Source organism: Leptospira jelokensis (genome assembly GCF_004769635.1).
Taxonomy (GTDB): domain Bacteria; phylum Spirochaetota; class Leptospiria; order Leptospirales; family Leptospiraceae; genus Leptospira_A; species Leptospira_A jelokensis.
On sequence record NZ_RQGH01000003.1, the window covers coordinates 48,485 to 62,267 of the forward strand.

The 13,783-nt window shown below is 37.8% G+C and carries 12 protein-coding genes and 1 pseudogene; 5 read left to right on the forward strand and 8 right to left on the reverse strand.

Features of this window, described 5'->3' with window-relative positions; genetic code table 11:
* Nucleotide 1 precedes the first annotated feature (1 nt).
* From EHQ62_RS00290 to EHQ62_RS00305, 4 genes are all read right to left on the reverse strand, one after another.
* Nucleotides 2-868 (reverse strand): efflux RND transporter periplasmic adaptor subunit, encoded by an 867-nt coding sequence (locus EHQ62_RS00290; protein WP_244241566.1) that lies wholly within the window; start codon nucleotides 866-868, stop codon nucleotides 2-4.
* Between the two features lie 10 nt (nucleotides 869-878).
* Nucleotides 879-3,227, reverse strand: a complete 2,349-nt coding sequence (locus EHQ62_RS00295) for an ABC transporter permease (RefSeq protein WP_244241567.1) — start codon at nucleotides 3,225-3,227, stop codon at nucleotides 879-881.
* Nucleotides 3,224-3,937 carry an ABC transporter ATP-binding protein gene (locus EHQ62_RS00300; protein WP_135640305.1) on the reverse strand — a complete coding sequence of 238 codons (714 nt, stop codon included), beginning with the start codon at nucleotides 3,935-3,937 and terminating at the stop codon, nucleotides 3,224-3,226. Before EHQ62_RS00300 ends, EHQ62_RS00295 begins: the two co-directional genes overlap by 4 nt.
* Nucleotides 3,938-4,046: 109 nt before the next feature.
* A complete protein-coding gene (locus EHQ62_RS00305; RefSeq protein WP_135640306.1) occupies nucleotides 4,047-4,274 on the reverse strand; it encodes a DUF167 domain-containing protein in 228 nt (75 codons plus the stop codon).
* Between the two features lie 125 nt (nucleotides 4,275-4,399).
* Between EHQ62_RS00305 and EHQ62_RS00310 the strand changes: the two genes are divergently transcribed.
* Together EHQ62_RS00310 and EHQ62_RS00315 are read left to right on the forward strand one after the other, a co-directional pair.
* Nucleotides 4,400-5,773, forward strand: a complete 1,374-nt coding sequence (locus EHQ62_RS00310; protein WP_135640307.1) for a M43 family zinc metalloprotease — start codon at nucleotides 4,400-4,402, stop codon at nucleotides 5,771-5,773.
* Nucleotides 5,774-6,292: a HEAT repeat domain-containing protein gene (locus tag EHQ62_RS00315; protein WP_135640308.1), complete on the forward strand. Its 519-nt coding sequence runs from the start codon at nucleotides 5,774-5,776 to the stop codon at nucleotides 6,290-6,292.
* A gap of 139 nt (nucleotides 6,293-6,431) precedes the next feature.
* On the opposite strand, the gene EHQ62_RS00320 is transcribed toward EHQ62_RS00315, so the two are convergent.
* Both EHQ62_RS00320 and EHQ62_RS00325 read right to left on the reverse strand, forming a co-directional pair.
* Nucleotides 6,432-7,304 carry a hypothetical protein gene (locus EHQ62_RS00320; protein WP_244241568.1) on the reverse strand — a complete coding sequence of 291 codons (873 nt, stop codon included), beginning with the start codon at nucleotides 7,302-7,304 and terminating at the stop codon, nucleotides 6,432-6,434.
* Nucleotides 7,305-7,901: 597 nt separating this feature from the next.
* Complete coding sequence (locus EHQ62_RS00325) at nucleotides 7,902-8,288, reverse strand: hypothetical protein (RefSeq protein WP_135640310.1); 387 nt, start codon at nucleotides 8,286-8,288, stop codon at nucleotides 7,902-7,904.
* 231 nt (nucleotides 8,289-8,519) lie between these two features.
* On the opposite strand from EHQ62_RS00325, the gene EHQ62_RS00330 reads away from it, so the two are divergent.
* The 3 genes from EHQ62_RS00330 to EHQ62_RS00340 are packed head-to-tail and all read left to right on the forward strand — an operon-like array spanning nucleotide 8,520 to nucleotide 9,983.
* The gene (locus EHQ62_RS00330) at nucleotides 8,520-8,744 is read left to right on the forward strand and encodes a helix-turn-helix transcriptional regulator (RefSeq protein ID WP_135640311.1); all 225 of its coding nucleotides are present in this window, start codon (nucleotides 8,520-8,522) and stop codon (nucleotides 8,742-8,744) included.
* A complete protein-coding gene (locus tag EHQ62_RS00335; protein WP_135640312.1) occupies nucleotides 8,734-9,054 on the forward strand; it encodes a HipA N-terminal domain-containing protein in 321 nt (106 codons plus the stop codon). Before EHQ62_RS00330 ends, EHQ62_RS00335 begins: the two co-directional genes overlap by 11 nt.
* Nucleotides 9,054-9,983: a HipA domain-containing protein gene (locus tag EHQ62_RS00340; RefSeq protein WP_135640313.1), complete on the forward strand. Its 930-nt coding sequence runs from the start codon at nucleotides 9,054-9,056 to the stop codon at nucleotides 9,981-9,983. Before EHQ62_RS00335 ends, EHQ62_RS00340 begins: the two co-directional genes overlap by 1 nt.
* A gap of 378 nt (nucleotides 9,984-10,361) precedes the next feature.
* On the opposite strand, the pseudogene EHQ62_RS00345 reads toward EHQ62_RS00340, so the two are convergent.
* Nucleotides 10,362-11,564, reverse strand: a pseudogene (locus EHQ62_RS00345) (integrase core domain-containing protein).
* A gap of 228 nt (nucleotides 11,565-11,792) precedes the next feature.
* A complete protein-coding gene (locus EHQ62_RS00350) occupies nucleotides 11,793-13,652 on the reverse strand; it encodes a DUF2075 domain-containing protein (RefSeq protein ID WP_135640314.1) in 1,860 nt (619 codons plus the stop codon).
* Nucleotides 13,653-13,783 lie beyond the last annotated feature (131 nt).

Here is a 13,783-nt window from a genome sequence, read left to right on the forward strand (position 1 = left end):
TTTATTCCGGGATTACCTTTGTTCCGTTTGTGATCCCATCACCTGGATACAAAATGATGGATTCACCTTCTTGCAATCCTTCACTGACAAGACTCATCCCTTCACTTTGGTGCTCCACATTCACAAATCGTAGTTTCGCTCTTTTCTTCTCAACCGTATACACTGCCCATTTCTCATCTTGCCTGAAGAGTGCGGAACTTGGAATGAGGATCGAGTTTGGTTTTTCGAAAAGGATAATTTTACATTCTAATTCGTATCCGTCACCCATTCCCGTTGGAGGATCAAAGGCGATGGAAATCGGTACCCTTTGTTCTTCCACTCCAAGGGAAGAGACCTTGGTGATGGCAGCAGGTTCTATGATGGCAATTTTTCCTTTGAGGATTTGTTCGCCAAATCCGGAAAGATTCACAGGATCTCCAAGAGTCAGCTCAGGCATGTCTTCTGTTAAGATGTAAGCAATGATTTCTAGTTTGGAAAGATCACCATAATCTAATATCCTTTCACCCATGGCAACAGGGCCCGCACTTTCTCGGTATACCTTTAAGATTTGCCCATTTGTATTGGCCTTTACCGTTTTCACGATGTCCCAATCCACTGTGATGAGGGTCATACCATTCTTTACTTTGTCCCCTGCATGAAGTTCCACCCTTCGCAACACCCCGTTCACAGGTGAATACACCGTATATAATTCTTTGATCTTTGACTTCCCTTGGACCGAAAGGATTTGTTGGTAGGTTCCTTTTGTTACAAGTGAGATTTCAACAGGTTTGGGATTTTTTCGTAAGATAAGGTATGAGAAACCGATAAGGAGTAAAACTCCGATTCCAATTTTTATTTGTTTCGATTTTAAAATTTCGACGAAATCCATTTTCAACATTTTATTCCCTTACCTTTAAAACACTTAATAAATCCATGGTCTTTAATTTTCTAAATACAATCATATAGCTAATGCCCGCTGTGAATAATGCAAGTAGGATTGAAACATAATAGGTTGATGGGTAGATCGTTGCAGGGATTTTGAACCCTTCGGTTTCATTGCTATTTAAAATCAAATTGGCTACCTGGTAACCAAAAATGCAACCAAGCGGAATGGCACATAAGATTTGCCATGATAATTCCCAAGCAATGATGGCAAAAACCTCTTTTAACGTGAATCCTAAAATGCGAAGACTGCCCAATTCATAAATGCGTTCAGAGAGTGTGATCATGGCAGTATTGTAAATCACTCCAATGGAAATGATAATCGTAAAAATCAAAATAAAGATGGATGTTGATTGTAACGATCTTTGCATCACTTCTTGGAATCCTTTTAAGATGGCCGTTTTGGAAAAAAGACCGATCACCAATGGATCATCTTTGAATTCTTTGATTAAATCGATGTCTTTCTTTGGATCGGTTTTGAGTAAGGCGATGTTGATGAGATTTCCTTCATTTAAGATTCGGTTTAAATTCTCTTTGCTCATGAAGACACCTTGGCCTAAGATTTCATTGGCAAGCGAGGTTACTTGAATAGAGAATTTCTTTTTCTCACCATCAAGCGTTTCGATTTGGATGGTTTCACCAATTTGGATGTTCATACGATTGGCTAAATCTTGGTTCACCATGATTCCAGAAATTGGGATTTGAATTGGTTTTAAGTTTTTTCCAAGAATTTTTCTTAATTCGGATTGGTCTGGAAGTCCAGTGAGCACAATGTCTTTACTTTTCTGATCTTTTGTCATCTTGATGGGAATGGATCTTTGCCCTTCCGCTACGAACACTCCGTCCATCTCTTTTAGCTCAAATAAAACAGACTCATGGACAGGATTGCGAAAGGTTAGTGTCAGTGACTCACGTTGGATGGTATTAAACTGCAAATCTAAAAGATTGCCAACAGTGTCTTGGATGAAGTTTCCAATGATCATGATCATAATGGAAGTGGATAACCCAAGGATGGTTAAGATTGTCCGCAAAGGCCTTTTGAATAGGTTTCGGAGGACCATCCTCTGGATCGTTTGCAAATTTGTGATCCATGATTCCCAAAATGCAATGGAATATTTTCCTGGTGGGGCAGGGCGCATTGCTTGTGCCGGGTCTAGTTTGATGATGCCGTATAACGAAAATAGAGTGCCGATCCCTCCTATGAAAATTCCAAAGGATAAGGTAAATAAAACTAAAAGAGGTGGGAAAACGGGAACCAAATGTGGGAATTTATAAAATTCGCCGTATAGGTTTGTCATCGCGTTCCCAAGAAGATAACCAATGAAAATTCCAAACAAACTGCTAATGGCTGTGATGCACGTGATTAACTTGAGATAATGGAAAACAATTTGTAAGGCAGTGTATCCTAATGCTCGTAAGGTTGCAATTTGTTCTCTTTCTTTTGTGATGAGACGATTCGAGATGATGTGTAATAAAAAGGCCGCTATGGCAAGAAAGATCCCAGGAAGGAAAACTGCCGTTGTTCTCAGTTGGCGAAATTCATCGTTCAAAAAGGATTCGGATGGTAAAAACTTTCGTTCTTTGGCACCAAGGCCACCGTATTCCTCGAGCAGTAAATCTAGGTCATGAAGTGTTCTCTTTCTATCTAACGGGTCTTTGGTGAGTTGGAAAACCACCTGGTTGAATGATGATTCAAAATTAAAATTGGTTTCGATGGCCTCTCGTTTCATCCAGAAGATTCCATAATGTTTGTCATCAGGGAGTGGGTTCCCAGGCCGAAAGACATACACATATTCTGGTGAAAGTCCAATCCCTGTGACCGTAAGAAGGACACGTTTTCCTCCAATGATCGTTGATAGTTCTGCACCTGGTTCTAAGCCATTGGCTTTTGCGAAACTTTCACTGATCACCACTTCTTCATTTTGTTTCGGAAGGGATCCTTTAGTTAAATAGATGGTATTGATGTGATCTGTTAATGACAAAAGTTGTGCTGCTGAAGGGTACACTTCCGTGGGAAAATCGAGAACAATCTCTTTTGAAATCCTTGTTTCGAAACTCGTAATGCCAGGTAGGGCTGCAATTTTCCTTTCCAAAAAATTGGGAGCCCGGTTCAAATACACAAAACCATCACATAAACTTTGTTTGCTGTAAAATTGTTCCTTTGCTTGTAATAAAGAAAAGTAAGAAGACCAAGAAGCTGAGAAATAACTAAGGCCTGCTGCAATGACAAGCCCAACGGTTAATCCTTGTAAGGAGATCGATTTGAGGTCTCGTAACAGTTTTAAATTGAGAGTTGAGCCAATCACCAACTCACCTCGGAAACTGATTTTTTGTGTTTGTTTTTCGTGTCAGAAACAATGGTTCCATCTTTCACAAGGATGATTCGGTCTGCAATTTGAGCGATCGATTCATTATGGGTGATCACAACGGTTGTGGTCCCTAAATCTTCGTTGATCCCAGTGATTGCCTCTAAAACGATCCTTCCTGTTTTAAAATCCAAAGCTCCCGTTGGTTCATCACATAACAAAAGTTCTGGTCTTTTGGCAATGGCACGTGCGATGGCAACACGTTGTTGTTCCCCACCTGAAAGTTGGGCTGGAAAGTGATCTTTTCTTTCTGCCAATTTAACGAGAGTGAGAGCATCTATTGGTGACATCGAATTCTTTGAGAGATCCGTCACAAGCCTTACGTTTTCTTCTGCTGTCAAACTTGGGATTAAATTATAAAACTGAAACACAAAGCCCACATGGTTCCTTCTGTAAAGTGTGAGGCCTTCATCTGACTCGAGAGCCAATGTGTTCCCATGAAACAGTACTTCCCCTGTTGTTGCTGTATCCAAACCACCTAAAATATTGAGAAGGGTGGATTTGCCAGAACCTGAAGCCCCTAACATGACAACGAGCTCCCCTTCAAAAAAATCTAAATTGACCGAATGGAGGGCAACGAGTGGCACTTCACCAACTTGGTATGTTTTTCCGAGGTTCTTGGTTTGGAGAAGGACTGCCTGTTGTTTCATGTTTCTGTTCCGGACATTCTTAGAGAATCAATTGATACAAATTACAATTTTGTAACAATCCTGTGAACAGAAAAAACGAATATGGCTCTGAGAGGGAGGTTGATACTTATCAATCCAAATTAAGGATTTCCACTGTTTTTAGATTTGAAAGTTGGCCAGAAATGATTTGGATATCCTTTTTTGTGACCCCGAAATGCTCTGCTAAAAGACCAACTAATTCCTGATTGGCTTTGCCTTTTATCGGCAATGACTTTAATTTTGCAATGCATTCCGTCTCGGAAGTAAATGTCAGGCCTTGCACTTTTTGGTTTGCTTTCACTTTGATGGATATTTTCATTTTTGACAAAAATCGTGGAACAGCCGATAAATGGTAAAACCTAAGTATTCAAATAAAAAGAATTGAATGTACAAGAAAAATCCTTAGTTTTGAAAATAAACTCGTCTCGAATTGTTGAATCAAGTATGCGAAAGTCCCAAATCTTAATTCTTTTTCCTATCCTTTTCTTCCTAAGTGATTGTATCAAATCGAAAGCTAACTCGGGTGTCTCTGACAATGTGATGACACTCCTTCTCGTCAACTCAATCCTAAATTCCAATAATGGGTCATGTGTCAAAACTGAATCCATCCAATCGAATACGATCGGATGGTGGTATCCCTTTGGGAATTTATACTATTATACTGAAATTCATCCAGTGACCTTGGATCGCAAACGCCCTATGGTGCAAGTGGTAGTGGAACATCCTGATACTTTCTATGGAGGATTATTCCCTTTATGGTATTCGGATCGCAATAATTTTAATACTTCTTTTATAAATCGGGATTTAGCATCTTTTATTGGCATTAACACTCATATTTCGATGTTACCGTATGCAAAAGATACTTCCTATGCAACTGATCCTGCTGTTTCCATCTTAAACACAGGAGATTCTTCTCAACCATTGGGAGTTGAATTTAATTTTACATATCCGTTCAATGTAAAGACTACATTGATCCATTCCTGTCGAGAACTGGACAATGATGAATCAAATTTTCAAACGGCAGATGCCCTTAGTCCTATGAGTGGACTCTACCATACATGGGCAAAAGAGAAAATTCTCGATGTCAACCTAATATTTGTGAATGGAAGTAATGGCCAAGCATACCCCATCCAAACGGAACAGGCGATCGAAGTTGCATTGGAAAAATGGAGAGAAAACTTTTCTCAATCATCTGTTAAAATTAAACTGAATGTTTCAGTTACTTCTGCAAATTTAATTGACTATGATTTGATATACAATCTTGGAACAGAAACTGCATACCCAGGTACTCTAGGTGGTTTGTTTAAAACAACAAGTTTTATCGGCAAACAAAATGCGTTAAATGTATTCATCGTAAGAGAAGAACTCCAATATGGGGGAGTACTTGGCGTGTCAGGTGGAATTCCGGGTCCTGCCACTTTACTTGGTACAAAACAATCAGGCATTGCTGTGTTTGTTGATTCCCATAGGTTGTATTCGAATTCTGGAGAAGTTCTTACATATGATGAACAATTGTTACTTGGTGAAACCTTATCTCATGAAACAGGTCACTTTTTAGGCTTGTGGCATGTAACAGAATCTTCTGGAGATTATGGGAATCTTTGGGATAGAGATCCACTCAGAGACACGCCTACCTGTCATATTTCCAATGATACCAATTTAAATGGGTACATCGAATTAAATGAATGTTTGGGTGGGAGTGGAACCAACTCAGGTGGTAGGAATATGATGTTTTGGACAGGTGCTGTGGGTTTCACTCAAGGAGATATCACAGCGGAACAAGGATGGATTCTTCGATTGAATCCTTTGGTATATTAAATGAAACAGATCGTTCAAATCATCATCCTAAGTGTCACGCTCTTCATCATCATGCCAATTGGTGCAAATGATATAGATCACCAAAAATACCAATCGATCAAAGAGATCATTTCGAACCCTCACCACCAGGAAGAAGTAGAAATTTACGAAGAAAGGATTCGAAAGGTGACTGACGAACCATTGCCTTATTTGATAAGGATTGCCCAAGCAAAGGATACCTATGTTTTCATCAGAGCAAGAGCGATCCAATTATTGGAATTGTACCAAAACCAAACAAGTCAATCTGCTCTAGAAAAAACGATCGAAGACAGTCATGAAAAATCTCATATTCGAAAGCTTGCGATCCGAACCTACTCTAAGTTTTCAGAAATTGATACGAATAGACAAAGTAATTTTATCAAGCGATTTGAATCCGACAAAGAGTTAGGTCCCATTGTAAAGAACCAACAAAAGTTCAATGGCAAAACCAAACACAATCAATTTGATAAAAAGAAGTTAAACCAATTGAATCATAAATAAACTAGGATGAGTACAGCATTTTCAGCACCTAATCTCGATTAGGAAAGAAAATCCATCTCTAAAATTCGACAAAACCGACTCGTTTACTGTCGAATTTGTCGAAATTGTCGAATTTTTACACCAAATACAGCAGAGGGATTCAATTCACAGGGATTGAATTTCCGGGGGTGCTGCATTGGTTCCAAACGATTTGATCATGCGAATTCGTGTCTGAAATTGGAATGCTACTGAGAATCGGTTCTTTCGTTTGGTACGGATTAGAACTTTTCTTTTTTTTCTTTTGTTCCTTAGGGAAACTGAATGTTTCAAAAGGAGGAATGAAAGTTTTTAAATAATAAGGCATAGACTTTCGTTTATGGATCCAGTGTAACATGCAAATGACGCGATGGAAGAATTCAGAATTGAGTTCTGTTTCAGGGAATCTGCGATAAATCCTCTTCATGATGCGTTTGCTCCTTTTGTGGTCTGGTTCTGATACAAATCCAAAAGAAGACAAATCCCAATCAAGTTTATCCAGTTCTTGGCCATGTTCAGGTGATTCTTCTCGTCCGCAGTATCCGAAGTATGCGACACCATCTCCTTTTATTTTCTGCATCCATAGCTTATTTGGCTTCCTTCTCAGACCATTTTCTTTAGGCCGATTGAATAATGATTTCGCTAGTTCTTCTCTTAGTATCCTTTTGAAGTTCCTCACTTCTCCTTTTGGGATTAAAACATAACCATGTAGGTGAGGATTGTATTTCCCATCGATTCCATTGCCTTCAAAGGTCATGATTGGTATTTCTAATCCATAAATATTATACCCGTAAACTTCAAAATTTATTTGTTTTAATGCTTTTTGAAGTGCCTCTTTCAATTCCTTCATATCCGCTTCTTTATCACCTCTTGTTAATGTGAATGCATATCCCATGTATCCAATCTTGCTATATACCTCATGGTTTTTCTGATTGTATTTCTTAAGACAATTCCAAGTGACTCTGTTCGTGACTCGTTTAACATGTCTTATGTTCATTGATTCTTTTCCGTACTCTCTTTGAAGTTTATCCCATCTTACTTCGCAGATATTGACTATCCTGTTTCTCTTAAACCTTTCTTCCGCTAATTCCTGTAGACATAGCTCGACCATATACGGCCCTCCCGCTTTTAAAACTTCGAAAGTCCGACAACAGATCACGAAGACTTTGGGTCATCGCACTTTCTGGGGTTTTCAAAAGGAGGGCTTTTAGGTCGCCAAGTGATCACCTTGACTAAATTCTATAAAAAAATCGAATATCGGAGAACCGATATCGCATATTTATTGAATTTTTTTCACTTTTGCTGTACGAAAAATTTTTTAAGAAACTCAAATTTTTAAGTTCATAAAACGAGGTCTTAAAAATCTGGTATTTAATATTATTATAATAATCTTATGTAATTTGATTCCATACTGCTGCATTTGATGCATTTAGTATTGGGTTTTGCCAGATGGATTTTTTTATTTCCGGGGTTCTTCCGAGTATATACTCGGAGAAACCCCCACTTACACTAACGCATATTATGTGCTGCAATTGTTGCAACTACAATAGATCTCCTGAAAAGGAATCAGGGAATCTGAATAGAGAAGGTCTCTCTAAGTAATAGGATCCTTAATTTCTTCAACATTTACTGAAGTGGAGGCCTTCTCTTCTTTTCCTGACTGAGGCAGCAGGGCTTGCATGCGAATGGTTTTTTGCCTCTCCATCTTAACCTCTTCAAGAGCCTGTTTGAATTTTGGATCATTTTTCGACCATTGTGTAATGATCGTGTGGTTCATTCCCAATGCTTTTGCCGTCTCTCGGTAACTGCGACCTTTTTCGATATGGACCAAAGCAGTTTGTTTTTCGTTTGATAGACCAGGGTAGGGATTCTTTAAAATCTCATTCCTTTTAGTAAGTATCTGCAAAAAATGCTCAACTGCTATTTGATATAGCTCTGGGGTCAGATTGTTTTCTTGTTTGGTTAGTATTTGGTTTTCCAAATTAGTTCTCCTTCGATTTCTTACCTAGATTTTATAAAGTTTTCGAATATCGGAGAACTCCGTTTTGCGATTTTTCGATATTTTATGAAAAAAATGCAAAATTGCTTCGTTTTTTTTAAAATTGTCTTATTGTACCCTTTAGGGTATAATATTTTCTTATAATAACAAAATATACCCGATCGGGACTATTTCGCTTTACTACTTAATTTTTATACCCGATAAGGTACATATATGGAACTAGATCATTTATCTGATTTTGTCAAAAGGGAACGAAAAAAGAATTCATTAACTCAGGAAGATCTAGCTCGTATGACAGGCGTTGGATTACGATTTATTAGAGAATTAGAACAAGGAAAGCCATCACTAAGAATGGACAAAGTGAATCAGGTATTAGAAGCCTTCGGTGCGAAACTGGTTCCAAAACCAAAAGCAAAAGGTAGCGAATATGAATCGTAAGGGAAACGTTTTCTACAGAGAAATTTTTGCAGGAGAGATATTCGAGAATGAAAATGGCTATGTATTCCAATACAACGAAAATTACATAAATAATGAAGCCTATCCTGCGATTAGTTTTACTTTGCCAAAACAAAAAGAAGCATACCAATCAAAAACTCTTTTTCCATTTTTTGATGGTTTAATCCCTGAAGGTTGGTTGCTTAACCTCACACAAAATATTTGGAAACTTAACAAAAAAGATCGGTTTGGTATCCTACTGACTGTATGTGAAGATTGTATTGGTGCAGTCAGTGTAATAGGGGAAAGATAATGAAATTTTGCCTCCTATGCGCGAAACAGAGTGAAGATGACTATCATTCTCATTGCAGCAAACTTTTGTTTGGGAAAAATCAAATTCCAGAAATTGATATCGATATCAAGTCTATTCGTGAATTGGCAAAACAAAACATTGAATCAAGGATGACAGTTACTGGAGCTCAATCAAAAATATCTCTTGATCTCGATACCTCTAATCCTAAATCAACAAGACTCACTATCCTCGGAATGAAAGGAGATTTCATTCTAAAACCTCCCTCAGAAGAGTATACGAATCTTCCAGAAAATGAACATCTTACCATGTTACTTGCAAAAGAATTCTCTTTTCCCGTAGCAATATCTTCCTTGATTCGATTAAATTCGGGAGAACTGGCTTATATTACCAAACGATTCGACCGTGAGAAGAATATAAAAATTGCCCAAGAAGATTTTTGCCAATTAACCGAAAGATTAACTGAAGATAAATACAAAGGATCTTATGAATCGATTGGCCGGTGGATCAAACAGAACACAACTTCTCCAGGAATTGATTTAGTTCGATTCTTCGAAATGATCGTATTCTCATTTCTTACAGGCAATTCGGATATGCATTTGAAGAACTTTTCCATCCAAACTGATCTTGAAGGTAGAATCAAGTTAGCACCAGCCTATGATTTGTTGGCAGTAAAATTATTTTTTCTCGAAGACAATGAAGATTTAGCTCTCACATTGAATGGTAAGAAGAATAAAATCAATCTAGCGGATATTAAAACTTTTGGGAAGTCGATCCATCTTTCGGAACTAGTGGTTGATAGAACTCTCTTACAAATCCAGTCAAAGTTACCTTTGCTTGTTGAAAAAGTAAAACTGTATCCATTTTGGAAATCTGGTACAAAGAAGTATGTTGAGCTGATACAAAAGCGAGCGAAGAAGCTAGGTTGGTAGAAAGGGGTACATCTTATGTCCGAAATACCCTAATGTAAACTAAGTAAGAATTCACAAGCAACCTTAATTGTTTCAGCTAAAATTTAGTCTATATGAACCATAAACTGGTCGAATGAGTTTCAAAGACTTTGGAATCGTTTATGATTTACCCGAAGAATGTGAATCAATTATCATAATTTATATACTTTTGCTCCAAGATTTTTTCTTAAACCATTCCTTCCATCTGACAAAACTTGAATCGTTTAGAAGTGTTTGTCATCATCAGAATAACAGACATAAACTGTTATGCCAGGTGATATGCAACTTCCGAGAATGTATATTATGTCGCATAACATATACTAATTGATGTATAGAAAGGCACATCGGTAACACATTAGATCACTCACATGGGTTACACTTTGATTCATCTATTCTATACAAGAGCGTCTGGTATTTCAACACTTTACTCGTATACAAATCTAAAATTCCAAGAATTGCATTCGCAAAATAAAGCCGACAATGCCTGTCTGAGATCTCTTCAAAGCCAACTACCTCTCCAATAAACGGATTCCCAAAGAACACTCGATGGGGCCCGTACTGCGCAAAACCACTTTCGTGAACTTTATCAGTAAAGATATGAGTTGGATATGCAACCTCTAAGATCCTTTTTGGAAACTCGCGAATGGACCTTTTGTATTCTTTAGCTGGAGTTAGAAATCCCAATGCTTCATGAGGTCGAACATGATTGAACTCATATCGAAAGTTATCAAAGGAAATCTGTTGAGCTTCAAGGCTTGACCTTGGTGGCAAAGCAGTTTCTTCTTTTAGAGTTCGATGCATCCTTTCATGACGTCCATTCTGAGATGGTTTCCCAGGTTGGATCCGTTCCGGTCGAATCCCTAGTTTTAACCACCAAACAGAAAGACTTGTGAGGCCACCAATCGCCTTACTTGCAAATGGAGCTCCATTGTCCGACTTAATGGCAAGAGGAAGTCCGTATTCTTTAAAAACCCTTTCAAATACGGCTTTTGTTTGCTCTACATTCGTTTTACTTAAGATTTCGCAGGCAAGTAGATAACGACTATGTGCATCGGTTATCGTCAATGGATCACAACGATGCCCGTTTCCTACAGTAAAATGCCCTTTAAAGTCGACACACCAGACATCATTAGGAGAAGCAACATCAGAAAATGGAAAGAGAGATTGCGGAACTCTCGGTCGTTTCTTCTTTGGCTTGATAAGTCCTTTTTTCCTTAGGATATTACCGATTGTTGTTTCACTGGGAATGTGTTTTAATCTGTGGAATCGTGCTTTTAATATGGGCCGAAGTTTCTTAGGTCCCCAAGATGGATGTTCTTCTCGTAAATCTATAATCAATCGAACAATTTTTTCTGGAGTTTCATTGGATTGAGTGATCCGTTTTCTGGATTTATCTTTGAGTCCATCGATTCCTTCCGACTCGTAGTTCTATAGATACTTATATCCAGTTTTTCTTGAGATGTTGAAGTCTCTGCAAAGATCAGCAAAACACCATTTGCCACTTTTAACAGCTGCTATAAACTTGATTCTTTCTTCTATCACTTTGGTTTCCTTCCAAGGCATCGGATTGTCCTCCGATACTCATTGTCGGTGTTACCTATGTGAGTTGTCTCTTTTGTTACCTATCTGACCTACCCATACCTCGTTTGAGTATACTCGTACATACTTTACAAAAAGGATGATTAAAATCCTGATTCAGACGTTAAAGAGGATGGCACTTTAGTTTTTAAATTGCAACAATTTTCTAGCGAGATAAAGAAAAAGAAACTAAAAATAGACAAAACGATTAGCTTAAACTTTCCTCTTCAAATACTCTCGTAAAGCCCTATCCGTCGCATACACATAACAACCTTTCATTCCTCTTGTCATGAGAGTTCGATAGGTATTTTTAATCACCATATCAATCATCTTCGCACCGTCTACTGGATGATTTTTCAAAAGTGTTTTATATCCTTTGATCGTATTGTCTTGTTTTGCTCTCTTGCTTGCGTCTGTTAGGAGCATACCCGATTCGTCTACCGTTATATCTGGACCAATAATTACACCAACATAATCAAGTTCTAAACCTTGGCAAGTATGGATACATCCAATTTGATCGATAGATTCTGGCTTTAAGATCCATAGACTACCGTCTTCTGAAAGATTCCATTTCATGGAAAAATTATCCTCAGGAAACGTGATATCGAAGTCCTTTGGATCTTTTTTACTTTTCCATTCCCAACAATACCCAGCCACAAGACGAGCTTTGTTTGAAATTTTATTTTTTTCTTGTATCGCTGACCGAAGTTCTGAAGGGGAATCGAAAATTTTAAAATCATAATCGATCCCCTCCAAATTGTAATTTGCAGTCTCTCGAATTTGCAAAATCTGGTCTAGCCAAGCAAGATATCCATCTGAACCATTACAACGAAATTGAGATTCTAATTTTAGTTTCGTGATATTTGCGTTTGCGTTTTTTGCCCAACGTTCAATCTCTTCTCCAGTTCCTACATCCTTTAAGGTAACTCGCTGGTCTTCGTCTAAAAAGAAAACGGAAGATCTAGATGCATGAATCAATTCTTTGACTTGATTTTCTCCTAAGTTTCCATACAAGCCGCTAAATTGATTCAAACGATGTGCTTCATCGATTAATAAAACATCATATTCATCTTGCTTTGAATTATAAAAACTACTCGAGCCTGAAAATAGAGACGATATCTTCGTTTTTTTTAAAGTTCCGGACAACTTAGATTCAAAAACTGCCCTAGGTGCGGCATTCCTAGAAACATAACGGACGTTTAAGTTTTTATTTAATAATGCAACAAGTAGGTTGATCGCAACAACTGACTTACCTGTCCCCGGCCCTCCTTCAACAATCAATACAGACTTTCCTGCTTTCTTTACTTGTTCACTTAAATAAAGTGCTTCTTCGAATACGATTTTTTGTTCGTCTATCATCGTAAATTCAGGATTGCCTTTCAACATCATTGCAATTGATTCAGAAAGTTGTTTTGATGGTTTTACATCTGATTTTTCGATTCGATCGATCGTTTGACCTGAATCACCAAGCAGAATCTTCGCTGACAAAAAGTTTCGTAACGCATCTGCATCATCTCTTAAGAATAATGGTGCAAGAGAAGTATGTGAGGAATAAAACACATCATTTAAAACGCCATTTTGAGAATTATAATTATGCAAATAAGCGCATGGATTGATTTCGATATTCTTCTCGTATACTTCTACATTAAATGATTTGAGTAACTCTGCGTAACTCCATGCTTGATAAGAAGGATGTGTGGTTTCTACAACTGACTTACCAAATCTTGTCTTTACAATTGCATCCTTTGCCGTGATTTCCGCTGACTCCCATTGCTTTAATTCAATAATAGCGATAGATGGTTTTTGATTGGGACTATATCCTGAAACAATAAAATCTACACGTTTTGCAGTTGCTGGTATATTGTATTCGATGGCAATGCCCGCGTCTGTAGGTAGATCGCTTCTACCTACAATTCTTTCCATTGCCGAGAGTGAATTTCGCCACGAATTCACTTCAGCATCGGAAACGCGGCCGAGAGTGCGTTTGTAATAAGTGTCCACCATGATTTCGCCAATTCGATTGGAATCTACATCACCGAGAAAACCTTTCACTGTAGATTTATAAATAATCACTCAATGTCCCACCTTAATATCATCCGTTAGATGCTATAAATCGAATATTATTAATTTTAATGCAATATTTTTTCTTTAAAAGGATATCTATATGTAGAATTAAAATCTAACTGAAATTACAGTATAGATAT